Source organism: Nocardioides limicola, assembly GCF_016827675.1.
Classification (GTDB): domain Bacteria; phylum Actinomycetota; class Actinomycetes; order Propionibacteriales; family Nocardioidaceae; genus Nocardioides; species Nocardioides limicola.
Genome location: NZ_JAERJA010000001.1, coordinates 726,963 through 752,427 on the forward strand (window position 1 = coordinate 726,963; position 25,465 = coordinate 752,427).

28 protein-coding genes are annotated in these 25,465 nt (G+C 69.0%); 17 read left to right on the top strand and 11 right to left on the bottom strand.

The window, feature by feature from the left end; genetic code table 11:
* Positions 1-22 precede the first annotated feature (22 nt).
* From JKG67_RS03515 to JKG67_RS03525, 3 genes are read left to right on the top strand one after another with little or no spacing between them, the layout of a single operon-like run.
* Positions 23-727, top strand: a complete 705-nt coding sequence (locus JKG67_RS03515; RefSeq protein ID WP_203335832.1) for a hypothetical protein — start codon at positions 23-25, stop codon at positions 725-727.
* A gap of 24 nt (positions 728-751) precedes the next feature.
* Positions 752-1,435 carry a DUF3137 domain-containing protein gene (locus JKG67_RS03520; RefSeq protein WP_203335833.1) on the top strand — a complete coding sequence of 228 codons (684 nt, stop codon included), beginning with the start codon at positions 752-754 and terminating at the stop codon, positions 1,433-1,435.
* Positions 1,435-2,004 carry a LemA family protein gene (locus JKG67_RS03525; RefSeq protein ID WP_203335834.1) on the top strand — a complete coding sequence of 190 codons (570 nt, stop codon included), beginning with the start codon at positions 1,435-1,437 and terminating at the stop codon, positions 2,002-2,004. Before JKG67_RS03520 ends, JKG67_RS03525 begins: the two co-directional genes overlap by 1 nt.
* Positions 2,005-2,040: 36 nt before the next feature.
* On the opposite strand, the gene fadD8 is transcribed toward JKG67_RS03525, so the two are convergent.
* Both fadD8 and JKG67_RS03535 read right to left on the bottom strand, forming a co-directional pair.
* Positions 2,041-3,630 carry a fatty-acid--CoA ligase FadD8 gene (fadD8, locus tag JKG67_RS03530; RefSeq protein ID WP_203335835.1) on the bottom strand — a complete coding sequence of 530 codons (1,590 nt, stop codon included), beginning with the start codon at positions 3,628-3,630 and terminating at the stop codon, positions 2,041-2,043.
* A 95-nt stretch (positions 3,631-3,725) separates the two neighbouring features.
* Positions 3,726-4,772: an LLM class F420-dependent oxidoreductase gene (locus JKG67_RS03535; RefSeq protein ID WP_203335836.1), complete on the bottom strand. Its 1,047-nt coding sequence runs from the start codon at positions 4,770-4,772 to the stop codon at positions 3,726-3,728.
* Positions 4,773-4,832: 60 nt separating this feature from the next.
* On the opposite strand from JKG67_RS03535, the gene JKG67_RS03540 reads away from it, so the two are divergent.
* The 4 genes from JKG67_RS03540 to map all read left to right on the top strand — a co-directional run bounded on the left by JKG67_RS03540 (position 4,833) and on the right by map (position 8,920).
* Positions 4,833-5,795, top strand: coding sequence for a Zn-ribbon domain-containing OB-fold protein (locus JKG67_RS03540; protein ID WP_203335837.1), 963 nt, complete (start codon positions 4,833-4,835; stop codon positions 5,793-5,795).
* 11 nt (positions 5,796-5,806) lie between these two features.
* A complete protein-coding gene (locus tag JKG67_RS03545; protein WP_203335838.1) occupies positions 5,807-6,856 on the top strand; it encodes a thiolase family protein in 1,050 nt (349 codons plus the stop codon).
* A gap of 1 nt (position 6,857) precedes the next feature.
* A complete protein-coding gene (locus tag JKG67_RS03550) occupies positions 6,858-8,018 on the top strand; it encodes a thiolase family protein (protein ID WP_203335839.1) in 1,161 nt (386 codons plus the stop codon).
* Positions 8,019-8,146: 128 nt separating this feature from the next.
* A complete protein-coding gene (gene map / locus JKG67_RS03555) occupies positions 8,147-8,920 on the top strand; it encodes a type I methionyl aminopeptidase (RefSeq protein ID WP_203335840.1) in 774 nt (257 codons plus the stop codon).
* Between the two features lie 97 nt (positions 8,921-9,017).
* Here map and JKG67_RS03560 read toward each other — a convergent pair whose 3' ends face one another.
* Positions 9,018-9,965: a type IV toxin-antitoxin system AbiEi family antitoxin domain-containing protein gene (locus JKG67_RS03560; protein ID WP_203335841.1), complete on the bottom strand. Its 948-nt coding sequence runs from the start codon at positions 9,963-9,965 to the stop codon at positions 9,018-9,020.
* Between the two features lie 166 nt (positions 9,966-10,131).
* The gene (locus JKG67_RS03565; protein ID WP_307816414.1) at positions 10,132-11,298 is read right to left on the bottom strand and encodes a cytochrome P450; all 1,167 of its coding nucleotides are present in this window, start codon (positions 11,296-11,298) and stop codon (positions 10,132-10,134) included.
* Between the two features lie 221 nt (positions 11,299-11,519).
* Here JKG67_RS03565 and JKG67_RS03570 point away from each other — a divergent pair, with 221 nt between their 5' ends.
* The gene (locus JKG67_RS03570) at positions 11,520-12,683 is read left to right on the top strand and encodes a steroid 3-ketoacyl-CoA thiolase (RefSeq protein WP_203335842.1); all 1,164 of its coding nucleotides are present in this window, start codon (positions 11,520-11,522) and stop codon (positions 12,681-12,683) included.
* 110 nt (positions 12,684-12,793) lie between these two features.
* On the opposite strand, the gene JKG67_RS03575 is transcribed toward JKG67_RS03570, so the two are convergent.
* The gene (locus tag JKG67_RS03575) at positions 12,794-13,678 is read right to left on the bottom strand and encodes an SDR family oxidoreductase (RefSeq protein ID WP_203335843.1); all 885 of its coding nucleotides are present in this window, start codon (positions 13,676-13,678) and stop codon (positions 12,794-12,796) included.
* Complete coding sequence (locus JKG67_RS03580) at positions 13,675-14,445, bottom strand: SDR family oxidoreductase (protein ID WP_203335844.1); 771 nt, start codon at positions 14,443-14,445, stop codon at positions 13,675-13,677. The genes JKG67_RS03575 and JKG67_RS03580 overlap by 4 nt, the downstream gene beginning before the upstream one ends.
* 83 nt (positions 14,446-14,528) lie before the next feature.
* Here JKG67_RS03580 and JKG67_RS03585 point away from each other — a divergent pair, with 83 nt between their 5' ends.
* The 9 genes from JKG67_RS03585 to JKG67_RS03625 all read left to right on the top strand — a co-directional run bounded on the left by JKG67_RS03585 (position 14,529) and on the right by JKG67_RS03625 (position 20,362).
* The gene (locus tag JKG67_RS03585; protein WP_203335845.1) at positions 14,529-15,323 is read left to right on the top strand and encodes an enoyl-CoA hydratase family protein; all 795 of its coding nucleotides are present in this window, start codon (positions 14,529-14,531) and stop codon (positions 15,321-15,323) included.
* Entirely contained in the window at positions 15,320-16,225 is a 906-nt protein-coding gene (locus JKG67_RS03590; protein WP_203335846.1) for a CoA transferase subunit A, read from the top strand. Before JKG67_RS03585 ends, JKG67_RS03590 begins: the two co-directional genes overlap by 4 nt.
* Positions 16,222-16,989, top strand: coding sequence for a CoA-transferase subunit beta (locus tag JKG67_RS03595; protein WP_203335847.1), 768 nt, complete (start codon positions 16,222-16,224; stop codon positions 16,987-16,989). The genes JKG67_RS03590 and JKG67_RS03595 overlap by 4 nt, the downstream gene beginning before the upstream one ends.
* The gene (locus tag JKG67_RS03600) at positions 16,989-18,056 is read left to right on the top strand and encodes an NAD(P)H-dependent flavin oxidoreductase (protein WP_203335848.1); all 1,068 of its coding nucleotides are present in this window, start codon (positions 16,989-16,991) and stop codon (positions 18,054-18,056) included. Before JKG67_RS03595 ends, JKG67_RS03600 begins: the two co-directional genes overlap by 1 nt.
* Positions 18,057-18,102: 46 nt before the next feature.
* Positions 18,103-18,306: a ribbon-helix-helix protein, CopG family gene (locus JKG67_RS03605; RefSeq protein ID WP_203335849.1), complete on the top strand. Its 204-nt coding sequence runs from the start codon at positions 18,103-18,105 to the stop codon at positions 18,304-18,306.
* Positions 18,303-18,680 carry a type II toxin-antitoxin system death-on-curing family toxin gene (locus JKG67_RS03610; protein ID WP_203335850.1) on the top strand — a complete coding sequence of 126 codons (378 nt, stop codon included), beginning with the start codon at positions 18,303-18,305 and terminating at the stop codon, positions 18,678-18,680. Before JKG67_RS03605 ends, JKG67_RS03610 begins: the two co-directional genes overlap by 4 nt.
* A gap of 5 nt (positions 18,681-18,685) precedes the next feature.
* Entirely contained in the window at positions 18,686-19,342 is a 657-nt protein-coding gene (pyrE, locus tag JKG67_RS03615) for an orotate phosphoribosyltransferase (RefSeq protein ID WP_203335851.1), read from the top strand.
* Between the two features lie 50 nt (positions 19,343-19,392).
* Positions 19,393-19,839: a PaaI family thioesterase gene (locus JKG67_RS03620; RefSeq protein WP_203335852.1), complete on the top strand. Its 447-nt coding sequence runs from the start codon at positions 19,393-19,395 to the stop codon at positions 19,837-19,839.
* Positions 19,840-19,903: 64 nt separating this feature from the next.
* Positions 19,904-20,362, top strand: coding sequence for an RrF2 family transcriptional regulator (locus JKG67_RS03625; RefSeq protein WP_203335853.1), 459 nt, complete (start codon positions 19,904-19,906; stop codon positions 20,360-20,362).
* A gap of 8 nt (positions 20,363-20,370) precedes the next feature.
* Here JKG67_RS03625 and JKG67_RS03630 read toward each other — a convergent pair whose 3' ends face one another.
* The 5 genes from JKG67_RS03630 to JKG67_RS03650 form a co-directional block, all read right to left on the bottom strand.
* Complete coding sequence (locus JKG67_RS03630; protein ID WP_203335854.1) at positions 20,371-21,339, bottom strand: sulfate/molybdate ABC transporter ATP-binding protein; 969 nt, start codon at positions 21,337-21,339, stop codon at positions 20,371-20,373.
* Between the two features lie 13 nt (positions 21,340-21,352).
* Positions 21,353-22,147 (bottom strand): sulfate ABC transporter permease subunit, encoded by a 795-nt coding sequence (locus JKG67_RS03635; protein ID WP_307816415.1) that lies wholly within the window; start codon positions 22,145-22,147, stop codon positions 21,353-21,355.
* Positions 22,140-23,009 carry a sulfate ABC transporter permease subunit CysT gene (gene cysT / locus JKG67_RS03640; RefSeq protein ID WP_203335855.1) on the bottom strand — a complete coding sequence of 290 codons (870 nt, stop codon included), beginning with the start codon at positions 23,007-23,009 and terminating at the stop codon, positions 22,140-22,142. The genes JKG67_RS03635 and cysT overlap by 8 nt, the downstream gene beginning before the upstream one ends.
* Positions 23,006-23,962 (bottom strand): sulfate ABC transporter substrate-binding protein, encoded by a 957-nt coding sequence (locus tag JKG67_RS03645; protein WP_238997796.1) that lies wholly within the window; start codon positions 23,960-23,962, stop codon positions 23,006-23,008. The genes cysT and JKG67_RS03645 overlap by 4 nt, the downstream gene beginning before the upstream one ends.
* A 332-nt stretch (positions 23,963-24,294) precedes the next feature.
* Positions 24,295-25,458: an acetyl-CoA C-acetyltransferase gene (locus tag JKG67_RS03650; protein ID WP_203335857.1), complete on the bottom strand. Its 1,164-nt coding sequence runs from the start codon at positions 25,456-25,458 to the stop codon at positions 24,295-24,297.
* Between the last annotated feature and the right edge of the window lie 7 nt (positions 25,459-25,465).

Here is a 25,465-nt window from a genome sequence, read left to right on the forward strand (position 1 = left end):
CGCCACGGCGTACGCTCTGGGCGTGCTGTTCGAACTCGGGTTCCTGCTCGCCTCGGCGCTCTGCCTCGGGCTGGGAGTCGTGGCCATCGCCGTACCGATCGTGCTGCTGGTGCGCCACCAGTCGCAGGCAGCACGCCAGCGCCAGGCCCGACTCCAGGAGTTGGCTCACCATCTCGGCTGGCAGTGGGTCGAGAGCGACCGGGAGTGGCCGCGCCAGTTCCTCGGCCGACGCTTCCAGACCGGCAGCGGCCGGGTCGCCCAGCACATCCTCACCGGCTGGTACCGCGAGCGTGCACTGATCGCCTTCGACTACCGCTACACCACCGGAAGCGGCAAGGACCAGACGACGCACCGCCTCTCGGTCGTCGGCCTGGACACGGGCGTCTCCTTCCCGGCGCTGGAGGTGATGCCGGCCGGGCTACTCACCGACCTGGGCGCCCGACTCACCGGCCGGAGCCTGCAGTTCGAGTCCGAGGACTTCAACCGCGCCTTCACTGTCACCTGCCCCGACCGCAGGTTCGCCTCCGACGTCATCCACCCCACGATGATGAGCCTGCTGCTGCGCCTGCCCGACCGGTGCTTCCAGGTCGAGGGGCGCTGGCTGATGGCCGTCAACCAGGGTCAGCACGAGCCGCGCGAGGTGATCCGCCGGGCCGATGCCCTGACGTCGATCCTGGATGAGATCCCCGAGTTCGTCTGGCGGGCCTATCGGTCCGAGCTCCGCTGACCGGCTGCGCGTAATCTCGAGCCCGTGGATCAGAGCGTCTTCTTCGTCCTGGTGGTGGTGCTCGGCATCGTCGTTGCCGGGGCCGCCTTCTGGCTGAGTCAGCAACGTCATCAGGCCATGCAGGAGCTGGCCGACCGGCACGGCTGGCAACTGACCAGGCGGGACGACCGCTGGGGGCGGCAGTTCACCGGACGCCCCTTCGACCGGAGTCGCCGCAACCACACCAGGAACATCCTCAGCGGCCGGTTCCGGGACCGCCCGTTCACCGCCTTCGACTACACCTACGTGACCACCAGCGGCAGCGGGGAGAACCGCTCCGAGCAGCACCATCACTTCTCGGTGGTCGGGCTCGGCACCGGGCTGAGGTTCCCCGCCTTGGAGGTGATGCCGGCCGGCTTCTTCAACCGGATCGGAGCCAAGGTCACCGGCCGGGACATCTCGTTCGAGTCCGAGGAGTTCAACCGGGCGTTCACCATCACCTGTCCGGACCGCAAGTTCGCCTCCGACGTGATCCACCCGCGGTTGATGGAGAAGCTGATGCGGCACCGGGACCTCGACTTCCGGTTCGAGGGCACCTGGCTGATCGCCATCCATCACGGACGCCAGCATCCCGAGGACGTGATCGGCAGGGCCGAGGCCGTGGCGATGGTGTTGGATGAGATCCCGGAGTTCGTCTGGCGGGAGCGACAAGGGGGTGCGATCGGCTGATGGAAGCGTTGCTGACGCTACTGGCGATGATGGTGTTCGGCTGCCTGCTGGTCGTGCTGGTCACGGTCGTGGCGATGTACAACCGCTTCGTCCACCAGCGCACCCTGGTCGACGAGTCGTGGAGCCAGATCGACGTCGAGCTGCGCCGCCGGCACGATCTGATCCCCAACCTGGTCAAGGTCGTCCAGGCGTACGCCGACCACGAGCGCACCGTGCTCGCCTCCCTCGCCCAGGCGCGTGAGGCAGCCACCAGCCACCGAGGCGACACCCCGTCCGAGCGGGTCCCCTACGAGGCCGAGCTGGGCCGGTGCGTGCACTCGGTGCTGGCCCGCGCCGAGGCCTACCCGGAGCTGCAGGCCAGCCAGAACTTCCTCGACCTGCAACAGGAGCTCACCCTCACCGAGGACCGGATCGCCGCGGCCCGGCGCTTCTACAACGGCAATGTGCGGTCGCTCAACATCCGGGTCGGCACCGTCCCCAGCAATCTGGTCGCCCAGGCCTTCGGGTTCACCCGTCGGGACTTCTTCGAGCTCACCGACCCGGCCGCACGCCACTCCCCCACGCTCTGAGCGGCCCCCGCTCCGACCGACCCACGCTTCGAACGGCTAGCCCACCGAGCGGGTCCGGTCGCCCCAGAACTGGGCCCGGAGCGCCTTCTTGTCCGGCTTGCCCAGCGCGGTGAGCGGGATCGAGTCGACCGGCAGGACCTGCTTGGGTGCCTGCACCGATCCCTTCTTCTCCTTGACCAGATCGGCGATCTCGGCGGCCAGCGCGTCGTCGTACTCGTGCCCCTCGCGGAGCACCACCAGCGCGGTGACGGCTTCACCCCACCGTTCGTCCGGGGTGCCGATCACTGCCACCTGGGCGACCGCCGGGTGAGTGCCGATGACATCCTCGACCTCGCGCGGGAACACGTTGAAGCCGCCGGTGACGATCATGTCCTTGGTCCGGTCGACGATGTACCAGTAGCCGTCCGCGTCCTCACGGGCCACGTCCCCGGTGCGCAGCCAGCCGTCGCGGAACGTCTCCGCGGTCGCCTCGGGCAGGTTCCAGTAGCCCCCGGCCAGCAACGGCCCCGCGACACAGATCTCGCCGGGCTCGCCGGCGGGCACCTCGTTGCCGTCGGCGTCGAGCAGCGCGGTGCGCAGGAACGCCGACGGGCGGCCGCAGGAGGACAGTCGCTCGGGGTGTGCCAGGTCGTGGTCGGCGCGGCCGAGGTAACTGATCACCATCGGCGCCTCGGACTGTCCGTAGTACTGCGCGAAGATCGGCCCGAACCGTTCGATCGCCTCGGCCAGCCTGGTCGGGTTGATCGGCGCCGCGCCGTAGTAGACGGTCTCCAGTGAGGACAGGTCCCGGGTGTGCGAGTCCGGGTGGTCCAGCAGGGCGTAGAGCATCGACGGCACCAGCATGGTCGCGGTGATCCGCTGCTCCTCGATGGTGCGCAGCACCTCGGCGGGGTCGAACTTCGAGAGCACCACCAGCGAGCCGCCCTGGACCACCACCGGCACGAAGAACGCCGCGCCGGCGTGCGACAGCGGGGTACACATCAGGAACTTCGGCTGGGTGGGCCACTCCCACTCGGCGAGTTGCACCTGGGTCATCGTGTTCATCGTCTCGGCGGTGCCGATGACGCCCTTGGGCTTGCCGGTGGTGCCGCCGGTGTAGGCGATGGAGACCACGTGGTCGGGCGCCAGCAGTCGGGCCCGCAGTGGCACCTCGGGGTACGTCGCGGCCAGCGCCACCAGGTCAGTGCCGGTCTCGGCGAGCGTGTCCGGCACCGGACCGATGGTGAGCACCCGCTTGAGACCGTCGCAGCGTTCCAGCAGTTCGACGGCCCGGCCCGCGAAGACCGGGTCGACGATCAGGGTGTCGATGCCGGCGTCATTGATCACGTAGGCGTGGTCGTCGGCCGAGCCGAGCGGATGCAGGGCGGTCCGCCGGAACCCCTGGGTCTGGCCGGCGCCGAGGATGTAGAGCACCTCGGGGCGGTTCAGCGCCAGCAGCGCCGACGGGGTGCCGCCGAGTCCGTCGAAGGCCTGGACGTACTGGCTGATCCGGGTGGCGACGTCCCCACCTGTCAGCGTCACCGGCCCGCTGGGCGTATCGATCGAGATGACCGGGTCGTCGTGGTGGCGGCGCAAGGCCGCCACCATCAGATGGCCGTTGTGGGTTCCCCAGCGCAGTGTGTCCATGCCCCGATACTAGAACGTGTTCTATGTGCGAGGGAACCCCCTGCTCAAGCCGCACCCCTGCTCAACCCGCACCCCTGCTCAACCCGCACCCCTGCTCAGGCGAGCAGCTCGGCCACCTGCCTGACCTCGTCCGCGCCCCGACAGCTCAGCAGCAACGTGGTCACCCCGGTCGCCTCCCACTCGGCCACCCGCTCCTTGACATAGCCGGCGTCGCCGATGATGTGCATGTCGGTGACCAGCTCGTCGGGGATCAGCCCGGTCGCCTTCTCCTTCTCCCCGGCGAGGTAGAGCTCCTGCACCTGCGCCGCCAGATCGGCGTACCCCATCCGCTCGAAGACCTGCTTGTGGAAGTTCTGGTCCTTCGCACCCATCCCGCCCATGTAGAGGGACACGAAGGGCTTCATCGCGTCGATCACCGCCTGCCGGGCCGGACCGTTGTCCTCGGTGATCTGCAGGTGGCAGGTCGCGGCGATCTCGAAGTCCGCGCGTGTACGACGCGCTCCCGGACGCGCGAAACCCTCGTCCAGCCAGGGCTGGTACATGCCGGCGCTGGTCGGGGTGTAGAAGATCGGGATCCAGCCGTCGGCGATCTCGGCCGTCTGTGCGACGTTCTTGGGCCCCTCGGCGCCGAGCCAGATCGGCACGTCGGCCCGGAGCGGGTGCACGATCGGCTTCAGCGGCTTGCCCAGGCCCACCGCGCCCGGCCCGGCGTACGGGAGCGGGTGGTGCGGCCCGTCGTTGGTGACCGGCGCCTCGCGGGCGAGCACCTGGCGGATGATCGAGACCACCTCACGGGTGCGGGCCAGCGGCTTCGAGAAGGGTTGGCCGTACCACCCCTCCACCACCTGCGGGCCGCTCACGCCCATGCCCAGGATCACCCGTCCCCCACTGAGGTGGTCGAGGGTCAACGTGTGCATCGCGATCGAGGTCGGTGTCCGGCCGGACATCTGCACGATCGAGGTACCGAGCCGGACCCGGGAGGTCTCCCGTCCCCACCAGGCCAACGGGGTGAAGGCGTCGGAGCCCCACGCTTCGGCGGTGAAGATCGCGTCGAAGCCACTCGCCTCGGCCGCGGCGACCAGTTCCCCTACGCCGGCAGGGGGCTGCGCACCCCAATATCCCAACTGCAGACCCAACTTCATGCTGTCTCCTCGCGTCGATACCCTTGTGTAGCACACTAGAACATGTTTCAATTCTGAGCCATGACGTCCCCACTGACTGCGCCCATGCGGGTGTCCTTCGACTACACCCGGTCGGTCGGCCCCGTGCTGTCGAAGTTTCTCACCGGACTGCGTGATCAGCGCCTGATCGGCGGCCGCCTGGCCGACGGCCGGGTGGCGGTCCCCCCGCCCGAGTACGACCCGCAGACGCACCTCGCACTCACCGAATTCGTCGAGGTCGGCCAGACCGGCACGGTGGTCACCTGGTCCTGGGTCTCCGAGCCGGTGCCCGGGCAGCCGCTGGACCGTCCCTTCGCTTATGCGCTGGTCCTGTTCGACGGCTCCGACACCCCGATGCTGCACGCCCTGGACGTGCCGTCGGCCGACGCGGTCCGCACCGGCATGCGGGTCCGGGTGCGCTGGGCAGAGGAGCGCAGCGGCGTGATCACCGACATCGCCTGCCTCGAGCCGGCCGACGCCGACGCCGACGTCGCCGCCCAGGCCCCGGCGACAGGGGACGGCGAGGCCGTCACCGGCATCATCACCCCGGTCGACCTGCACTACACCTACGCCGCCTCCAGCGAGGAGTCGACGTTCTTCCGCGGGCTGGCCGAGGGCCGGCTGATCGGGCAGCGCTGCCCCACCTGCCACAAGGTCTACGTGCCGCCGCGCGGCGCCTGCCCCGTGGACGGCGTCGCCACCATCGAGGACGTGGAGTTGCCGCACACCGGCACCGTGACCACCTTCTGCATCGTCAACGTGCCGTTCCTCGGCCAGCGCATCGACCCGCCGTACGTCTCGGCGTACGTCCTGCTCGACGGCGCGGACATCGCCATCCAGCACCTGATCCTGGACATTCCCGCCGACGAGGTGCGGATGGGCATGCGGGTCGAGGCGGTCTGGCGCCCCCGCGAGGAGTGGGGCACCACGATCGAGAACATCAACGGATTCCGACCCACGGGTGAGCCCGACGCCGACTTCGCGTCCTTCGCCCAACACCTGTGAGAGGAGGCGTTATGAGAGACGTTGCTGTCGTCGGCTTCGCCCAACGCCAGATGGATGTGTTCCCCGGCTCCCCCACGATGGTGGAGCTGCTGGTGCCGCTGTTCGCCGAGTGCTACGAGCAGACCGGCTGGACCCGCTCGGACATCGACTTCTGGTGCTCCGGCTCGTCGGACTACCTGGCCGGCCGATCGTTCTCGTTCGTGCAGGCGGTGGACGCGATCGGTGCGCTGCCTCCGGTCAACGAGTCCCATGTCGAGATGGACGCGGCTTGGGCGCTCTACGAGGCCTGGGTCAAGATCCAGACCGGCGAGGTGGACACGGCTCTGGTCTACGGGTTCGGCAAGTCCTCGGCCGGGCTGTTGCGCCGAGTGCTGGCGCTCCAACTCGACCCGTACACGCTGACCCCGTTGTGGCCGGACACCGTCTCGCTGGCCGGCCTGCAGGCGCGGCTCGGGATCGAAGCGGGCCTCTGGGACGAGAAGGCGATGGCCGAGGTGGTCGCCCGCTCACTCACCGATGCGGAGGGGCGTGAGTACCCCATCCGCAGCGGCGCCACCACCGCTGCCGAGCTCCTCGCCGCTCCGCTGTACGCCGACCCGCTGCGCAAGCACGACTGCGCCCCGGTCACCGACGGCGCGGCTGCGATCGTGCTCGCTGCCGGCGACAAGGCCCGCGATGTCTGCGAGCGTCCCGCCTGGATCACCGGGATCGCCCACAACGTGGATTCCCTGCACCTGGGTGGCCGGGAGCTGACCACGTCGGCCAGCGCCACCCGGGCGGCTGCCGCCGTCGGCAGCCTCGACGGTGTCGAGATCGCCGAGCTGCACGCACCGTTCAGCCACCAGGAGCTGATTCTGCGCGAGGCACTCGGCCTGGGCGCCGACGTACGGATCTCCCCCTCGGGAGGGGCCCTGACCGGCAACCCGATGTTCTCCGCGGGGCTGATCCGGATCGGCGAGGCCGCCTCGTCGATCATCCGCGGGGAGGCCGGCCGGACCCTCGGCCACGCCACCTCGGGACCGCTGTTGCAACAGAACCTCGTGACTGTGATGGAGGCCTGAGATGGGCAAGGAACTCGCCGCCGTGATCGGGGTCGGCCAGACCCACCACCGCGCCAAGCGCGAGGACGTGTCGATGGCCGGCCTGTGCCGCGAGGCCATCGACCGGGCGCTCGCCGACGCGCAACTGACCTTCGACGACATCGATGCCGTGGTCGTCGGGAAGGCACCCGACCTGTTCGAGGGCGTGATGATGCCCGAGCTGTACCTCGCCGAGGCACTCGGTGCGGTCGGCAAGCCGCTGCTGCGGGTGCACACCGCCGGCTCGGTGGGCGGCTCGACCGCGATCGTGGCCTCGTCGCTGGTCAGCGCCGGGGTGCACCGTCGGGTGCTGACCGTGGCGTTCGAGAAGCAGTCGGAGTCCAACGCCATGTGGGCACTCAGTGTGCCGGTGCCGTTCGTGATGCCGGTGCATGCGGGTGCGGGTGGCTACTTCGCCCCGCACGTGCGCTCCTACATCCGCCGCTCCGGCGCGCCGACCCACATCGGGGCGATGGTGGCCGCAAAGGACCGCCAGAACGCGTTGAAGAACCCCTACGCGCACCTGCAGAACCCCGATACCACGGTGGAGTCGGTGCTCGCCTCGCAGATGCTCTGGGACCCGATCCGCTACGACGAGACCTGCCCGTCCTCCGACGGTGCCTGCGCCCTGGTGATCACCGACGCGGACACCGCCCGCTCGGCCGCCGCCCCGGCGTGGATCCATGCCACGGCGATGCGCTCGGAGCCGACCACGGCCGCCGAGCGTGACCAGGTGAACCCGCTGGCCGGCCGCGCCAACGCGGCGGCACTGTGGAAGCAGGCCGGGATCACCTCGCCGATCGACGAGATCGACGCGGCCGAGATCTACGTGCCGTTCTCCTGGTTCGAGCCGATGTGGCTGGAGAACCTCGGCTTCGCCGAGGAGGGGTCGGGCTGGAAGCTCACCGAGGCCGGGGAGACCCGGATCGACGGGCGGATCCCGGTCAACTGCTCCGGCGGCGTGCTCTCCTCGAACCCAATCGGCGCCTCCGGCATGCTCCGGTTCGCCGAGGCGGCGCTCCAGGTGCGTGGGATGGCTGGTGAGCACCAGGTGGACGGGGCCCGGCGGGCGCTCGGCCACGCCTACGGCGGCGGCTCCCAGTTCTTCGCCACCTGGGTCGTCGGCGCCACTCCCCCCTCCTGACGAGGTGTCACATCTGGTCGGCCGAGGTGTCACATCTGGTCGCGCGAGGTGTCACATCTGGTCGCCACAAGCCCCGCGGTGATGGCCACCCACCGCGACCTGACCGGCGGGTGCGTAGCCTGTCACGCGTGATCGAACTGCGCACCCCGACCGAGATCGAGCAGATGCGACCCGCCGGCCGATTCGTGGCCGACGTACTCGCTCAGGTGTCGGCTGCCGCCGACGTCGGCGTCAACCTGCTCGAACTCGACGAGTTGGCCCACCGGTTGATCCGCGAGCGCGGTGCCACGAGTTGCTACGTCGACTACCACCCGTCGTTCGGCGGTTCTCCCTTCGGGCACGTGATCTGTACGTCGGTCAACGACGCCGTGCTGCACGGCCTTCCGCACGACTACGTGCTGGCCGACGGCGACCTGCTCAGCCTGGATTTCGCCATCAGCCTGGACGGGTGGGTCTGCGACTCGGCGGTGAGCCTGATCATCGGCACGCCGCGGGAGCGTGACGAGTGGCTGATCGAGGTGAGCCGGCGCGCCCTCGCAGCCGGCATCGCCGCGGCCCAGCCGGGAGGGCACCTGGGTGACATCTCGGCCGCGATCGGAGACGTGGCCCGGGCAGAGGGACTGTCGGTGAACATGCAGTTCGGCGGACACGGCGTCGGCCGCACCATGCACGAGGATCCGCACGTCCCCAACGACGGGCGGCGCGGGCGAGGGCTCAAGCTCAAGCCGGGCCTGGTGCTGGCGATCGAACCGTGGTTCCTGCACACCACCGACGACATCTACACGGATCCGGACGGGTGGACGCTGCGGAGCGTGGACGGGTCCCGGGGTGCGCACAGCGAGCACACCGTCGCGATCACCCCCGACGGCCCCCTCGTCCTCACCGCCCCACCGACGAAGTAGCCCTTCTGGTCCGCCGAGGTCTCACTTCTCGGCGCACGAGGTCTCATTTCTCGGCGCACGAAGTGTCACTTCTCGCCCGCCGAGCACCCCGAACTGGTCAGCGACGCCACTGCCGGTCCACTGCCTCGCGCGCGTACCGCCGCTTGGCCACCGCAGAACGCTCACGGATCACCGCACGCAGCTCGTCCAACCAGGCGGACAGCCGCTCGCCGGCCAGATCCTCCTTGCGTACGACGATCACGTGCCACCCGTGGGCAGCCAGCCACGCGCGCCGACGCTGATCTCGCACCGCGTGCTCCGGACCGTGGAACTCCTCGCCGTCGTACTCGACGGCGATGCGCCACTCGGGATAGGCATGATCGAGACGCCACAGCACCCGACCGTCCACGGCGATCTCCCACTGGAGCATCGGCGCGGGCAGACCGTCTCGGAGAATCGCCATCCGGCACCACGACTCCCCCGGCGACTCGGCCAGCGCGGAGGCGAGGGGTGCCAATCGGCGCACCTGTGTCACTCCACGCCGGCCCTTGAATCGTGGCAGCGCCCGCTGGAAGTCCTGCACACAGAGGCCGCAGTGGCGCATGAAAGCGTCAAGTACCGCGAGCGCCCGCGCGTCACCACGCAGGCACGCCAGGTCCATCGCGGTACGCAACGGTGTGGTCACCCGGACTCCGCACACGCTGACGATGTCGTGGGCGGCCAGATCCCGCTTCCCGCCGACGAACTCGCGGCGGCGGGAAGCCTGGGCGCCACCGACCGAGACGACCTCGAGCCGCGGTGGCCGACCTCGTTCACTGGGTTCGAGGGCATCGATCCCGTGCAGCCACGCGGCCGACCGGTCCACCACCACGGCATGCCGCGGGAGGATCAGGCTGGCCGCCTCCGCCCGAGTCTCCAGGGTGTCTGGCACCGCCGCATGGGCGTAGACGCCGTGGAGCACTCGTCGTACCAGCCCGGCCTCGAGCCATCGCCTCAACTGTCGATCCGTGATGCCGAGGTGCGGCAGCTGGCTGCGGGTGAAGAACCGGTCGGGAATCTGAGTCATACCCTGGATCTACCCGGGGTCACCGCGACCAAACTCGTGGGCGAACGCCCTGTGGAGAACTCAGACGAGCCGCGACCCTGTGGAGAGCAAGCGGCCCCTCCCCGACCAGAAATGACATCTCGGCCGCCGAAGTCTGACACTTCGGCGGCCGAGATGAGCTACTTCGTCAGCGGTAGGCGACCTGGAGGTCCTTGACGCCGTTGATCCAGGCGTGCCGGAGGCGGTCGGGCTCACCGAGCTGGCGAATGTTGGGAGCATGGTCGGCCAGCGAGTTGAGCATGATGTCGATCTCCATCCGGGCCAGGTTCGCCCCGATGCAGTAGTGGGCGCCATGGCCACCGAAGCCCACGTGCGGGTTCGGGTCGCGCATCACGTCGAAGCGGAACGGGTCGTGGAACACGTCCTCGTCGAAGTTGGCGCTGGCGTAGAACATCGCCACCCGCGCACCCTCCTGGACCTCCACGCCGCCGACTTCGACGTCACGCAGCGCGGTGCGCTGGAAGGAGACCACCGGCGTCGCCCAGCGGACGATCTCGTCCACCGCGGTCTTGGGACGCTCACGCTTGTAGAGCTCCCACTGGTCGGGGTTCTGGAACAGCGCGTGCATGCCGTGCGTGATCGCGTTCCGGGTGGTCTCGTTGCCGGCCACGGCCAGCAGGATCACGAAGAAGCCGAACTCGTCGTCGTTGAGCGCGTGCCCGTCGACGTCCGCGGTGATCAGCTTGGTGATGATGTCGTCCTTGGGGGCGCCTCGCCGCTCCTCGGCGAGCGCCATCGCGTAGCCGAGGATCTCCACCGACGCGGACTCCGGGTCGCCGGGGACGTCGGGGTCGTCGTACGACATCATCTGGTTCGACCAGTCGAAGAGCTTGCTCCGGTCCTCCTGCGGTACGCCGAGCAGTTCGGCGATCGCCTGCAGCGGCAGTTCGGCGGCGACATCGTCGACGAAGTTGCCCTCGCCCTTCTCGACGGCCTCCTCGACGATCCGGTTGGCCCGGCTCCGCAGCGCCTCCTCGAGAGCGTTCACCGCACGCGGGGTGAACCCACGGGAGATGATCTGCCGCAGTCGGGTGTGGTCCGGCGGGTCGTGGTGGATGAGCATCGCGCCCTGCAGCTCCACCTGGTCGCGGGTCATGTCCTCGGCGAACCGGATGATCACGCCGTTGCGCTGGGTGGAGAAGTCCTTGCTGTTCTTGGACACCGCCAGAACGTCCTCGTGCTTGGTCACCGCCCAGTAGCCGGTGTCGAGGAAGCCTGCGCGGGCCTCCGGTTCCTGCTCCACCCACGCCACCGGAGTGGTACGCCGGAGCTCCCGGAAGGCGTCGTGGGGCACACCTACCTGCATGCGGCTGGGGTCGGTCAGGTCAAGCCCTGTGAATACCGGGGGCGAGATGGTCACTGGAATCCTCCGTGGTGCATCGGCCAAGACTGGAACACGTTCTAGTGAGAGAGATTACATACTCTCGGTTTGTTACGGAAGGGCCACGGCCGAATTTCTCCCTGAGAGTTTGCCCAGGACTGGCGCAGAACGAGAACGTGTTCTAATTTGGTGCCATGGGAAACCCAGTCATCGTCGAAGCTACCCGCACCCCCCTTGGCAAGCGCAAGGGCTGGCTCGCGGGCGTCCACCCCGCCGAGTTGCTCGGTGCCGTCCAGGTCGAGGTCATCAAGCGCTCCGGCATCGACGCCAACCTCATCGATCAGGTGATCGGCGGCTGCGTCACCCAGGCCGGTGAACAGTCCAACAACATGGTCCGCCGCGCGTGGATGCATGCCGGCCTGCCCAACCACACCGGGTCCACCGTCATCGACGCCCAGTGCTCCTCGGCTCAGCAGAGCGCGCACCTGATCAACGCCATGGTGCTGGCCGGTGTCATCGACGCCGGCATCGCCTGCGGCGTGGAGTCGATGTCCCGGATCCCGCTGGGCGGCAACGTCCCCAAGTACGCCGGTGACCCGCGGCCGCCGTCGTGGTCGATCGACCTGCCGGACCAGTTCACCGGCGCCGACCGGATCGCCAGGGATCGTGGCTTCACCCGCGAGCAGGTCGACCAGTTCGGCCTCTGGTCGCAGCAGAAGGCACGCGCGGCCGCGGACGCGGGTCACTTCGAGTCGCAGATCTTCGCGCTGGAGGCGCCGGTCCTCGACGCCGAGGGCCAGCCGACCGGCGAGACCACCCTGGTCGACCGGGACCAGGGCATCCGGGACACGAACCTGGAGGCGTTGGCGGGCCTCAAGCCGGTGCTCGAGGGCGGCATCCACACCGCCGGCACCTCCTCGCAGATCTCTGACGGCGCCTCGGCGATGTTGATCATGGACTCGGACCTGGCCGCCTCGCTGGGCCTGCGCGCCCGCGCCCGGATCGTCTCGTCCTGCCTGGTCGGCGCCGACCCCTACTACCACCTCGACGGCCCGGTGCAGGCCACCGAGAAGCTGCTCGCCGACACCGGCATGAGCATCGGCGACATCGACCTCTGTGAGGTCAACGAGGCCTTCGCCGCCGTGGTGATGTCCTGGGCCAGCGTGCACCAGGTGCCGGAGGAGAAGATCAATGTCAACGGCGGCGCCATCGCGCTGGGTCACCCGGTGGGCTCGACCGGCACCCGGCTGCTGACCGCGGCGCTGCACGAGTTGGAGCGCCGCGACGCCAGCACCGCTCTGGTCGCCATGTGCGCCGGCGGCGCCCAGGCCTCGGGCACCATCATCGAGCGCCTCTGACTCCGGATGACCCCGGAGAGCCTCGACCGGCAGTGACGAACGGCTGCTGAGTTCCCCCTCCGGGGCGCTCAGCAGCCGTTGTCATGAACCGTGGTGGACAGCGGTTCGGGTCAGGAGACGCCGTACACCGGCTCGGGGGCCGCTCCCTCGGCCAGCAGCGCGTCGACGACGTCACCGAGCTCCTCGGCCCGCCAACGCCGACCCGCGTCCCGGGAGGCCCCGTGCCTCCATCCATCCTCGAGCGTGAGCTTGCCGCCCTCGATCTCGAAGACCCGACCGGTGACGTGGCCCGCCGCGACGGAGGCCAGCCAGGCCACCACCGGCGAGTTGTCCTCCGGTTCGGGCATCGCCGAGGTGTCGAAGGCACCCTCGGTCATCCGGGTCTTCGCGACCGGCGCGATCGCGTTCACGGTGACGCCGTACCGCCCCAACTCGGCCGCAGCGACCAGGGTCAGCCCGGCGATCCCCGCCTTGGCGGCGGAGTAGGTGCCCTGACCGATGGAGCCCTGCAGTCCGGCGCCCGAGGAGGTGTTGATCACCCGCGCGGCCGGCTGCCGCCCCTCCTTGGACTCCGCACGCCACCAGGCTCCCGCATGCCGCAGGGGCGCGAAGTGGCCCTTGAGGTGGACCCGGATCACCGCGTCCCACTCCTCCTCGCTGGTGTTGACCAGCATCCGGTCGCGGACGAAGCCGGCGTTGTTGACCAGGATGTCCAGTCCGCCGAACGTGTCGATCGCCTGGGCCACCATCGCCTCGGCCTCGCCGAAGTCGGCCACGTCGGCCCCGTTGGCCACCGCCTCGCCGCCGGCGGCCCGGATCAGCGAGACGACCTCCTCGGCCGGGCTCTCCCCGGTCCCCTCACCGGCCAGCGAGACGCCGTAGTCGTTGACGACCACCTTGGCGCCCTGGCTGGCCAGTTCCAGCGCGTGCGCGCGGCCGATGCCGCGCCCCGCCCCGGTGACGATCGCGACGCGGCCTTCCAAGATCCTGCTCATCCCTGCTCCTGTTGGTTGACGATGATGCCGAAGACCGGGGGTTCGCCACCGCCGTGGCAGGCGACCTTGGCCCCGGAGACGTAGGAGGCCAGATCGCTGGCCAGGAAGGCGGCGACGTCGCCGACCTCCTCGGGTCGCGCCATCCGACCCAAGGGGATGGTCGCCTCGATCGCCGCGACGGTGCGGTCGCTGCCGTAGTGGTCGTCGGTCTGCTCGGTGCGGCAGAGGCCGACCTCGATGGAGTTGATCCGCACCTTGGGTGCCCACTCCACGGCCAGCGAGACGGTGAGTGCGTCGACGCCCGCCTTGGCAGCGCCGTACGCCGCAGTGCCCGGCGAGGGCCGGGTCGCTGAGATCGAGGAGATGTTCACGATCGCGCCACCCCCGGACTGCTGCTGCATCACCCGGTTGGCGGCCTGGGCGACGAGCAGCGGCGCGTTCAGGTTGAGTCCGAGGATCTTGTCGTGGAAGCGCGGGGAGGCCTCGGCGGCCAACGCGTACGGCGCTCCCCCGGCGTTGTTGACCAGGATGTCCAGACGGGACTCCTCGGCCACGATCCGGTCGATCAGTGCGGCGACCGAGTCGGGGTCGCGTACGTCGCAGGTCAGGTGCCGGGTGCCCGGCTCGGGGGCGTCCACCTCGGAGCGGGCACAGGTCACCACGGTGGCGCCGGCGGCGACGAGGCGTCGGGCGATGCCCAGCCCGATGCCGCGACTGCCGCCGGTGACCAGGGCAACCCGGCCGGTGAGGTCGATGTGCAGTGCCATCAGCGCTCCTGTCGTCGTCAAGGGGTCGAGCCCGAACCAAGCAAGTGTTAGGGTACCAAGCAAACATTAGGTTTGGAGGAGTGATGGGCATCAGCTCCGTCCTACGGGACGACCACATCCGGGTGATCACCGTCGATCGACCCCCTGTCAACGCACTCAGGGTCGCCGATTGGTTCGAGCTGGCCGGCACACTCGACGACGCAGGTCGCGACCCCGAGACCCACGTGGTGGTGCTGCGCGCCGAGGGCCGCGGCTTCAACGCCGGCGTGGATATCAAGGAGATGCAACACACCAGCGGCTTCGAGGCGCTGATCGGCGCCAACAAGGGCTGCTTCGCCGCCTTCAAGGCCGTCTATGAGTGCCCCGTCCCGGTGATCGCCGCCGTCAACGGCTTCTGCCTCGGCGGTGGCATCGGCCTGGTCGGCAACGCCGACTGCGTGATCGCCTCCGAGGACGCCTACTTCGGGGTCCCCGAGGTGAAGCAAGGCGCCCTCGGCGCCGCCACCCACATGGCCAGACTGGTCCCCCAGCACCTGATGCGCACGCTGTACTACACCGCGCGCACCATCCCCGCCAGCCAACTCGTCGCCTACGGCACGGTACTGGAGGTGGTGCCCCGCTCCGAACTCGACGGGGCCGCGCTCACGGTCGCCGCCGAGATCGCCGCTCAGGACCCCCGAGTGATCCGGGCCGCCAAAGAGGCGCTCAACGGCATCGACCCGGTCGACGTGAACCGCTCGTACCGGTTCGAGCAGGGCTTCACCTTCGAGCTCAACCTGCTCGGCGTCAGCGACGAGCTCCGGGACGACTTCGCGGGCACTCGCAAGGCCGATCAGCACAATGCGGGGACTGCCAGCGGCGAGGGGGTGGCCCGATGACCCGTCCCCGCGACAAGCAGATGTCCATCGACGACGTCGTCTCCCGGATCTCCAGCGGGATGACCATCGGCATCGGCGGCTGGGGGCCCCGACGCAAGCCGATGGCCCTGGTGCGGGCGCTGCTGCGCAGCGATGTCACCGACCTGACCGTGGTCAGCTGGGGTGGCGCCGACGTCGGCCTGCTGGCCGAGGCCGGCAAGATCCGGCGACTGGTCTACGCCTTCGTCTCCCTCGATTCGATCCCCCTGGAGCCACTCTTCGCCAAGGCCCGCCAGGACGGCACCATCCCCGAGATCGCCGAATGGGACGAAGGGATGTTCTTCACCGGCCTGAAGGCGGCCTCGGAACGCCTCCCGTTCCTGCCGATGCGCGCCGGCCTCGGCTCCGACGTACTGACGAACAATCCCGACCTGTCCCTGGTCACCAGCCCCTACCCGGCTGCCGACGGCGTGCACGAGGAGTTCGTGGCGGTGCCGGCCCTCAACCTCGACGTGGCGCTGGTGCACATGAACCGTGCCGACGTGCACGGCAACGCCAGCTACCTGGGGCCGGACCCCTACTTCGACGACCTGTTCTGCATGGCTGCCCAGCAGGCGTTCGTGAGCTGTGAGCAGATCGTGGACACGGCAGGGCTGACCGTCGACGCCCCGGTGCAGCGACTGCTGATCCACCGCACCCAGGTCGACGGGGTGGTCGAGACGCCGAACGGCGCGCACTTCACCACCTGCACCCCGGACTACGAACGCGACGAGGCGTTCCAGAAGCACTACGCCAGGTCGGCCGCCGACCCCCAGTCGTGGGCGGCGTTCAAGGCCCGGTTCCTCAGCGGCGACGAGGCGGCGTACCAGACCGCGGTCGCCGACTGGCGCCGTTCCGATCAACACGGGGAGAAGGGCAAGTGAGCGACGTGACCCGCGCCGAGATCTGCGCGACCGCCATCGCGGACACCTTCGCCGGCGACGGCGAGATCTTCGCCTCGCCGATGGGGCTGATGCCGACGCTGGGCGTCCGGCTGGCCAAACTGACCTCCAACCCGGACCTGGCGATCAGCGACGGTGAGTCGCTCTTCCTGGCCGGGGTGCCGCCGCTGGGCAGCGGCCGCGAGGTCGTCGAGGGCTGGATCCCGTTCCGCAGGGTGTTCGACGTCGTCGCCAACGGCCCTCGGCACGTGATGATGGGCGCCACCCAGATCGACCGGCACGGCAACCAGAACATCTCCGCGATCGGCGACTTCGCCCGCCCCAGCAGGCAACTCCTCGGCTCTCGCGGAGCGCCCGGCAACACGGTGAACAACCGTACGTCGTACTGGGTGCCGAAGCATTCGCCGCGAGTCTTCGTCGAGGCCGTCGACGTGGTCACCGGCGTCGGCCCTCGCCGGGCTCGCGAGGCCGGAGTCGCTGCCACCCGGTTCCACGACCTCGGACGGATCGTGACCAACCTCGGTGTCTTCGATGTCCGCGGCCCCGACGACACCGTGCGCCTGCTCTCCACCCACCCCGGGGTCTCCGTCGCCGACGTGCAGCAGGCCTCCGGCTTCGAGGTGTACGTCGGCGCCGAGGTGCCGAACACCCGCGAGCCGTCCGCCGGAGAACTGATGCTGATCCGGGAGATGCTCGACCCCCGCGGCCTGCGCTACCGCGAGGTCCCCAAGCCGGAGGAACAGTGATGGTCGAGCAACTGCTGCGCACCCCGCTCACCGAACTCGTCGGCGTCCGGCACCCGGTGGTGCAGACCGGGATGGGTTGGGTGGCCGGCCCGCGACTGGTCAGCGGCACCGCGAACGCCGGCGGCCTGGGCATCCTGGCCAGCGCCACGATGACCATCACCGAACTCGAGGCCGCGATCGTCGAGGTGAAGGGACGCACCGACGCCCCCTTCGGAGTGAACCTGCGCGCCGACGCCGCCGATGCTCAGCAGCGCTGCGACCTGCTGATCGAGCACGGCGTCAAGGTCGCCTCCTTCGCACTGGCGCCGAAGCCCGAGCTGATCGCCAGGCTCAAGGAGCATGGCCTCGTGGTGATCCCCTCGGTGGGCCTGCCCAAGCACGCCCGGAAGGTCGCCGAGTGGGGCGCCGACGCGGTGATGATCCAGGGCGGTGAGGGCGGCGGTCACACCGGCTCGGTGCCGACCACGCTGCTGCTGCCCAGCGTGCTGGATGCCGTCGACATCCCGGTGATCGCCGCCGGCGGCTTCTTCGACGGTCGCGGCCTGGCCGCGGCCCTCTCCTACGGCGCTGCCGGGATCGGGATGGGCACCCGCTTCCTGCTGACCCAGGACTCTGCGGTCCCGGACGCGGTCAAGGAGCTCTACCTGTCCCACGACGTCAACGGCACCGTGGTCACCGACAAGGTGGACGGGATGCCGCACCGGATGTTGCGCACGAAGCTGGTGGAGGAGTTGACCGAGACCGGTGCCCTGAAGCGACTCGGACCGACGATGCGCCGGACCCGGGCGTTCAAGAAGGAGTCTCAGATGTCGTGGCCGGCGCTGCTCAAGGATGGCCGGGCGATGAAGAAGGCGCAGGGCCGGACACTGGCGCAGATGGCGTTGGCCGCGAACACCCCGATGATGCTCAAGGCCGGGCTGGTCGAGGGTGACACCTCGGCCGGAGTGCTGGCCTCGGGCCAGGTGGTCGGTGTGCTGGACGACCTGCCCAGTTGTGCCGAACTGATCGACCGGGTGGTCATCGAGGCGGCCGAGTGTCTGCGGCGAGCGAGCGGCTACCTCGTTTGACTCAGTCACACCTTGAGTTCGGTATCAGAACAGATACCATCGATTCATGGCGATGACTCTGCGACTTACTGAGGAAGACACTCAGGCCCTGCGTGCCCGAGCCGACGCTGAGGGCCGCTCCATGCAGGAAGTCGCCCTGCAGGCCGTGCGCGACTACGTGGAGACCACCAGCCGTCGCGAGTTCTTGGACCGCGTCCTCGACTCGGAGTTGCCGCGGTACGCCGAGGCACTTGAGCGACTCGGCCAGTGATCCATCTCGACTACGTCGACCTTCTCCACATCGCAACACGGACCCTCGGGCAGACTCCGGAAGTCCGTGATCCGGGGTTGCTGGAGAGTGCCGCGGCACGCCCCAGAGCTACCGTCTTCGGCGAAGATGCCTACCCGACCCTGGAGACCAAGGCCGCCGCATTGACCCATTCCCTGGCGAAGAACCACCCCTTGGTGGACGGCAACAAGCGACTCGCCCTCGCCGGCCTCATCGCCTTCCTGGGTGTCAACGGGCGGCGGCTGACCTGGACCAACGACGAGGCCTACGACGTCGTCATGGCGATCGCGGCCGGAGAGCTCGACACGATCGAGGACATCGCGGACGAGATCCGCCGAGCAACGAAGGAGTGGTGAGGCGCATGGCCGACCACAGCCACAGTCACAAAGCACAGTTCATCGAGGCCGCGCTGGATGCCGGCGTGCTCCGCTTCGGCGAGTTCACGCTCAAGTCCGGGCGTCAGTCGCCCTACTTCTTCAACGCGGGCGGCTTCGACACCGGCGCGAAGTTGGCCGCGCTGGCCCGCGGCTATGCGGCGGCGATCGCCGACTCCGGTGTCGAGTACGACGTGCTGCTGGGACCGGCGTACAAGGGGATCCCGCTGGTGGCCGCAACCAGCGTGCAACTGGCCGAGCAGCACGGCATCGATGCCCCGTGGTGCTTCAACCGCAAGGAGGCCAAGGGCCACGGCGAGGGTGGCCTCTTCGTCGGCGCAGCGCTGGCCGGCCGGGTTCTGGTGGTCGACGACATCATCACCGCGGGCACCGCGATCCGCGAGGTGGCGGCACTGGTGGCGGCGGCCGGCGCCGCACTGGCCGGTGTGGTGGTCTCGATCGACCGGCAGGAGCGCGGCACCGGTGATCTGACCGCGATCGAGGAGGTGCGCCGCGACTTCGGTGTCCCGGTGACCGCGATCGTCACCCTCGACGACATCGTCGCCCACCTGCGGTCCACCGGTCGGCATGCCGAGCACCTGCCTGCGATCCTGGCCTACCGGGAGCAGTACGGGGCTCGCTGAGGGCCAGAATCCGCTCGACTCGGGCATCCGACGTGCGTCAGAGTGCTCCCATGGATGCGATCCAGGACCGACTCTTCCCCACCGCGACCTGCTTCGGGTGCGGACCAGCCAGCGAGAAGGGGCTGCGGCTGAAGTCGTTCCCCGACGGCGACCGGGTGGTGGCCCGTTTCACCTCCTGGCCCGAGCACGACAACGGCATCGGCTACCTCAACGGCGGCATCATCGCCACCGTGCTGGACTGCCACAGTGGCGCGGCCGTGCAGCACACCGCCGATGATCGCGGCTGGCATCCACTCGATGGTGCCCTGCTCGCCTTCGTCACCGCCGGGTTGGATGTCCGCTACCGCCGCCCGGCACCGTTGGCCACCGAGGTGGAGTTGATCGCGGAGCTGGTCGACGCGAGCGAGGATGCCATCACCGTGCACACCCGGATGGAGTTCGCCGGCAAGGTGCACGCCGAGGCCGAGGCCTTCTGGAAGCGCTGGCGCCCCCGCTGAGGCGGCCACAAACCCCACCTCGGCCGGCCACAAGCCCCACTTCGCGGCATGAAAGACTGGGGGGGTGCGCGTCTCAGCCAAGTCCGACTACGCCCTGCGGGCGCTCATCGAGATGACTACCCGCACCGACTCGAGGCCTGTCTCGGCCGAGGAACTCGGCCGGCTGCAAGACATCCCACCAGGATTCCTGCAAGCGATCCTGGCTGATCTGCGCAAGGCCGACATCGTGATCTCGCAGCGCGGTCAGTCCGGGGGCTGGCGGCTGGCCCGCGCAGCAGAGGATGTCTCGGTGGCCGACGTGATCCGGGCGGTGGACGGTCCGCTGGTCTCGGTCTACGGCGTACGCCCAGAGTCGGTGAACTACAACCCGACCGCACAGGGCCTCCAGCATGTCTGGATCGCTGCCCGCGACGCACTCCGCGAGGTCGTCGAGCAGGTGTCGATCGCCCACCTCGCGGACCGGGACCTGCCGTCCCTGGTCCGCGAGCGAGTGGCCGACGACGACGCCTGGCAGCCGCACTGACCCCCTGATCACACGGCGATGGAGACCCGCGCAGCGCGCGGCACCGGGGAGAGCCAGACCGTCTGGCCGTGGGCGAGCCCCAACTCGCGTGCATGCGAGCGGGTCATCTCGACCGCGACCGCCTCTCCGTCGTCGGTGAGCACGGTGAGCCGCACCCAGAACCCGACCCGCTGTATCCGGGAGATGGTCCCTTCGATGCCACCGACCGCCAACGGGCTGGTGGCCACCTCGATGTCGTGCGGCCGGAACAGAGTGCCGCCCAGCGTGGTCGCCTCACCTAGGAAGCTCATCACGAACTCGTTCGCGGGTCGATCGTAGAGATCGTCGGGTGACCCCACCTGCTCCACCCTGCCGTGGTTGATCACCACGATCTCGTCAGCCACCTCCATCGCCTCCTCCTGGTCATGAGTAACGAAGACGGTGGTCACCTGCACCTCGTCGTGCAGGCGCCGCAGCCACTCGCGCAGTTCCTTGCGCACCTTCGCGTCGAGCGCCCCGAACGGTTCGTCGAGCAGGAGTACGGTCGGCTGCACGGCCAGCGCCCGGGCCAATGCCATCCGCTGCCGCTGACCGCCGGAGAGTTGCGACGGCAGCCGATCGGCGAACTGGGACAGGTGCACCAACGACAGCAGTTCGTCGACGCGTTGGGTGATCTCTGCGCGTGGGCGTTTGCGGATCTCCATGCCGAAGGAGACGTTGCGGGCCACGGTGAGATGCTTGAAGACCGCGTAGTGCTGGAAGACGAACCCCACGTTGCGACGCTGCGGGGGCAACTGGGTGGCGTCGGTCCCCTCGATCTCGATGCTGCCGCTGTCGGCGCTCTCCAGCCCGGCGATGATCCGAAGCAGTGTCGACTTGCCACCGCCGGAGGGTCCCAGCAACGCGGTGAGTTGCCCGGTGGGGATGCTTACGTTCACGTCGTCGAGGGCGACGAAGCCGCCGAAACGTTTGTTGACGCCTCGTACGTCGATGCTCATCAGATTGCCTTTCTCAGATTCGATGCCGGGGACGGAGTGCGCCGACCACGACGATGCACAGGACCGAGACCATGGCCAGCCCGAACGCGATCGCGTTCGCCCCTGCCTGATCGAAGTTGAGGTAGAGCTCCTCGACGGCCAGCGTGGCGGTCCGCGTCTCCCCCAAGACGTTGCCCGAGACCACCTTGACCGCCCCGAACTCGCCCAGTGATCTGGCCGTGGACAGCACTACCCCGTAGATCACCGCCCACTTGATCGCCGGCAGTGTGATCCGCCAGAACGTCTGCGCGCTGCTGGCGCCCAGGCTCTTGGCCGCCTGCTCCTGGTCGGTGCCGATCTCGGTGAGCACCGGGACCACCTCGCGGATCACCAGCGGCAGCGCGACGAACGCGGTCGCCATCACCAGCCCCGGCGTGGAGAAGATCACCCGGATCCCCAGGCTCTCCAGGAACGGACCGAACCATCCGTCACGGCCCCCATAGACCAGCACCAGGGCCAGTCCGACCACCACCGGCGAGACCGCGAGCGGCAGGTCGAGCAGCGCACTCAGCAGACGCTTGCCGGGGAACTCATAGCGCACCAGGAACATCGACATCGCCACCCCGAAGACGGTGTTGATCACCACCGCGATGCCCGCCACCAGGACGGTCAGTTGCAGCGCGTGCACGACCCCCGGATCGGTGAAGACCATCACCATGGCGTCGAGGCCGTTGGTGAAGGCGTTCGTGGCCACCAGGCTCACCGGCCAGGCGACCAGCATCAGCAGGTAGCCGGCGACCAGCGCCCGCAGGAACCATCGGCTAACCACGATCGGCCACCCTTCGTTGCATCGCGTCGAGGACGACGATCACCGCAAGCGAGATCACCAACAGCAGCGCGGCGACGCTGGCCGCACCGGCCAGGTTGTCGTTCTCGATGCTGCCGAGGATCCGGACCGAGGCGACCTCGGAGCGGTAGGGCAGGTTGCCCGACAGCAGGACCAGGGAGCCGTACTCCCCTACGCCGCGGGCGAAGGACAGTGCGGCGCCGGCGGTGATCGCGGGCACCAGGGCAGGCAGGATCACCCGTCGGAAGGTGGTGGCTCGGCTGGCGCCGAGCGAGGCAGCCGCCTCCTCCACCTCGACCTCCAGTTCCTCGAGCACCGGTTGCACCATCCGCACCACGAACGGCAGCGTGACGAAGAGGAAGGCGAGGAACACTGAAGCCGGGGTGTAGGCCAGTTCCAGACCGACCGGACTGTCCTTGCCGTAGAGGGAGAGCAGGACCAGCCCGGCGACCAGGGTGGGCAGCGCGAACGGAAGGTCGATGAGCACCTCCAGGGCGCCCTTGCCCCAGAATCGGTCACGCACCAGCACCCAGGCGATCAGGGTGCCCATCACCACGTTCACCAACGTCACGGCTGCTGCGGAGAGCAGGGTGAGGCGGATCGCGGCGAAGGTCTGCGGGTGGGTCACCGTGCTCCAGAACGCCCCCCAGCCACCCTCGCTTGCGGTGATCAGCACGGCGCACAGCGGGATCAGGACCAGCATGCTGAACCAGATCATGGCGACGCCGAGGCCGATCCCCGAGGCGGTAGTCAGGTTCGTCTGGAGCAGCGGCCGCCCCCTGGGGAGCGGTCGCTGCTCAAGATCCGCTGGCGGCGTCTCGGGGCGCGTGGGAGCCCAGGTCATGACGCCTTGCCCGAGGCGGCGATGGCGCGGGAGACGATGCCGTCGGACTCGTCGAAGAACTTGGCCGTCAACGCTGCCCAGCCACCGAAGTCGTCATGGACGGTGAGCAGCGTGGGCACCGCCGGGAACGGGTCGGTGGGGTCGGCCGCGCCCTCGACGACACCGCCGAAGTCCACGTCGTCACGGATCGGCCGGAACCCCTTGAGGGCGAACTGTCGCTGTCCAGCGTCACTGAGCACGAAGTCCAGCCAGGCTGTCGCGACCGGGCCCGCATCCTTGAGGATGGTGCCGGGGTTCTCGATCAGGATCGTGGTGTCCGGGATGACGTACTCGAAGCCCTGCCCGCTCTGCGCGGCCAGGATCGCCTCGTTCTCATAGGCCATCAGCACGTCGCCGGTGCCGCCGAGGAATGCGGTGGTCGCGTCTCGCCCGGAGTTGGGAAGCGCCACCACGTTGGCGAAGAACCTGTCCAGATACTCAGTAGCGGCACCCTCGTCCCCATCGTCGGAGATGACCTGTCCCCAGGCGGCCAGCGCGTTCCAGCGCGCCGCGCCGGAGGAGGCGGGATTGGGGGTCACGATCTCCACGCCGGGCTTGACCAGGTCTTCCCAGCTGCGAATGTTCTTGGGGTTGCCGTCTCGGACGCCGAAGACCACGATGGACGTCGAGACGACTCCCTTGTTCTCGCCCTGATCCCAGTTCTCCTCCACCAGGCCCGCGTCGACGAGCCGAGTGACGTCGGTGGCCACCGAGAGGTGCACGTAGTCGGCCTTGAGTCCAGCGGCCACGGCGCGACTCTGGTCTCCGGAGGCACCGTACGACGTTCGGAAGCTCACCCCCTGCCCCGCCTCGGTCTTGGCGAACTCGTCGGCGATCGCCTTGTTCGCGGCTTCTGGGACCGCGAAGCCGACGACGCTCAGCGACGCGTGGTCGGCCGGGCGTTCCGCTCCCATGGCGCATCCTGTCAGCGCCAGCACTCCCGCTGTGGCTACGGCGACATTGCGCATGCTTCTCATCGGTGCTCCTCGGTGGTGGTGGTGGTGGACGGGGCCGCAAGGGCCTTTGAACTCGAGTTACTAACTAATGTCGCGCAAGTTACTATACTTTTGAGTCAACGACGAACTCGGCTGGCGTGAAGTGACTCGAATCACCTCATCTCACGGCGCACCGGACCCGACAGCACATCACCGGCGCACCGCCAGACGACGTACCCGGTGCGTCCAGAACTGCCACTTCGGAGGACGAGAAGTGGTACCTCGGGGGACGAGAAGTGGTACCTCGGGGGTCAGAGGCGTTCGATGATGGTGACGTTGGCCTGGCCGCCACCCTCACACATCGTCTGCAGGCCGTAGCGTCCGCCGGTGCGCTCGAGCTCGTTGAGCAGGGTGGTCATCAGCCGGGTGCCGGTGGCGCCGATCGGGTGACCCAGGGCGATGCCGCCGCCGTTGACGTTGACCTTCTCGTGCGGCACGTCCAGTTCGGCCATCCAGGCCAGCACCACCGACGCGAATGCCTCGTTGCACTCGAAGAGGTCGATGTCCTCGACCGACATGCCGGCCTTGGCCAGCGCATGCTTGGTGGCCCTGATCGGGCCGGTGAGCATCCAGATCGGGTCGTCGCCGCGCACCGAGAGGTGATGGATCCGGGCCCGCGGCGTCAACCCGTGCTCGGCCACCGCCTGCTCGGAGGCGATCAGCATCGCCGAGGAGGCGTCACAGATCTGGGAGGCGACAGCAGCGGTGATCCGCCCGCCGGGAGCCAGCGGCTCCAGACCGGCCATCTTCTCCAGCGAGGTGTCCCGCGGGCACTGGTCGGCGGCGAACACGGTGCCGTCGGGCAGCGTCACCGGCTCGATCTCCCGGGCGAACCGCCCCTCCTCGATCGCGGTCAGCGCCCGGGTGTGTGAGGCCAGCGCGAACTCCTCCATCTGCTCCCGGGTCAAACCCCACTTCTCCGCGATCATCTCGGCGGAGTTGAACTGCGAGACCTCGACATCGCCGTACCGAGCCACCCATCCGGGCGACTCGGCGAACGGGGTGGTGAACCCGTACTGGTCAGCCACCAGCATCGCGGCCGAGATCGGGATCGCGCTCATCTGCTGCAGGCCGCCGGCGACCACCAGGTCGGCAGTGCCGGACATCACGCCCTGGGCGGCGAAGTGGACGGCCTGCTGCGAGGAGCCGCACTGCCGGTCGATGGTCACCCCCGGCACCTCGTCGGGCAGCCCGGCGACCAGCCAGGCGGTGCGGGCCACGTCGCCGGCCTGGCCGCCGATGGTGTCGCAGCAGCCCATCACCACGTCGTCGACGGCAGCAGGGTCGACGCCGGTACGACGCATCAGTGCGGCCAGCGAGTGCGCTCCCAGGTCGGCGGGGTGCATCCACGACAACGAACCGCCGCGCTTGCCGACAGGGGTGCGCACCGCGTCGACGATGTAGGCCTCGGGCATGGGTTTC

What these genes read in the sequence shown, in the direction of transcription:
- JKG67_RS03525 (WP_203335834.1), top strand. Translation starts at nt 1,435, where the DNA reads ATGGAAGCGTTGCTGACGCTACTGGCGATGATGGTGTTCGGCTGCCTG.
- fadD8 (WP_203335835.1), bottom strand. Translation starts at nt 3,630, where the DNA reads ATGGACACACTGCGCTGGGGAACCCACAACGGCCATCTGATGGTGGCG.
- JKG67_RS03535 (WP_203335836.1), bottom strand. Translation starts at nt 4,772, where the DNA reads ATGAAGTTGGGTCTGCAGTTGGGATATTGGGGTGCGCAGCCCCCTGCC.
- JKG67_RS03540 (WP_203335837.1), top strand. Translation starts at nt 4,833, where the DNA reads ATGACGTCCCCACTGACTGCGCCCATGCGGGTGTCCTTCGACTACACC.
- JKG67_RS03545 (WP_203335838.1), top strand. Translation starts at nt 5,807, where the DNA reads ATGAGAGACGTTGCTGTCGTCGGCTTCGCCCAACGCCAGATGGATGTG.
- JKG67_RS03550 (WP_203335839.1), top strand. Translation starts at nt 6,858, where the DNA reads ATGGGCAAGGAACTCGCCGCCGTGATCGGGGTCGGCCAGACCCACCAC.
- JKG67_RS03560 (WP_203335841.1), bottom strand. Translation starts at nt 9,965, where the DNA reads ATGACTCAGATTCCCGACCGGTTCTTCACCCGCAGCCAGCTGCCGCAC.
- JKG67_RS03570 (WP_203335842.1), top strand. Translation starts at nt 11,520, where the DNA reads ATGGGAAACCCAGTCATCGTCGAAGCTACCCGCACCCCCCTTGGCAAG.
- JKG67_RS03575 (WP_203335843.1), bottom strand. Translation starts at nt 13,678, where the DNA reads ATGAGCAGGATCTTGGAAGGCCGCGTCGCGATCGTCACCGGGGCGGGG.
- JKG67_RS03580 (WP_203335844.1), bottom strand. Translation starts at nt 14,445, where the DNA reads ATGGCACTGCACATCGACCTCACCGGCCGGGTTGCCCTGGTCACCGGC.
- JKG67_RS03585 (WP_203335845.1), top strand. Translation starts at nt 14,529, where the DNA reads ATGGGCATCAGCTCCGTCCTACGGGACGACCACATCCGGGTGATCACC.
- JKG67_RS03590 (WP_203335846.1), top strand. Translation starts at nt 15,320, where the DNA reads ATGACCCGTCCCCGCGACAAGCAGATGTCCATCGACGACGTCGTCTCC.
- JKG67_RS03600 (WP_203335848.1), top strand. Translation starts at nt 16,989, where the DNA reads ATGGTCGAGCAACTGCTGCGCACCCCGCTCACCGAACTCGTCGGCGTC.
- JKG67_RS03605 (WP_203335849.1), top strand. Translation starts at nt 18,103, where the DNA reads ATGGCGATGACTCTGCGACTTACTGAGGAAGACACTCAGGCCCTGCGT.
- pyrE (WP_203335851.1), top strand. Translation starts at nt 18,686, where the DNA reads ATGGCCGACCACAGCCACAGTCACAAAGCACAGTTCATCGAGGCCGCG.
- JKG67_RS03620 (WP_203335852.1), top strand. Translation starts at nt 19,393, where the DNA reads ATGGATGCGATCCAGGACCGACTCTTCCCCACCGCGACCTGCTTCGGG.
- JKG67_RS03630 (WP_203335854.1), bottom strand. Translation starts at nt 21,339, where the DNA reads ATGAGCATCGACGTACGAGGCGTCAACAAACGTTTCGGCGGCTTCGTC.
- cysT (WP_203335855.1), bottom strand. Translation starts at nt 23,009, where the DNA reads ATGACCTGGGCTCCCACGCGCCCCGAGACGCCGCCAGCGGATCTTGAG.
- JKG67_RS03645 (WP_238997796.1), bottom strand. Translation starts at nt 23,962, where the DNA reads ATGGGAGCGGAACGCCCGGCCGACCACGCGTCGCTGAGCGTCGTCGGC.
- JKG67_RS03650 (WP_203335857.1), bottom strand. Translation starts at nt 25,458, where the DNA reads ATGCCCGAGGCCTACATCGTCGACGCGGTGCGCACCCCTGTCGGCAAG.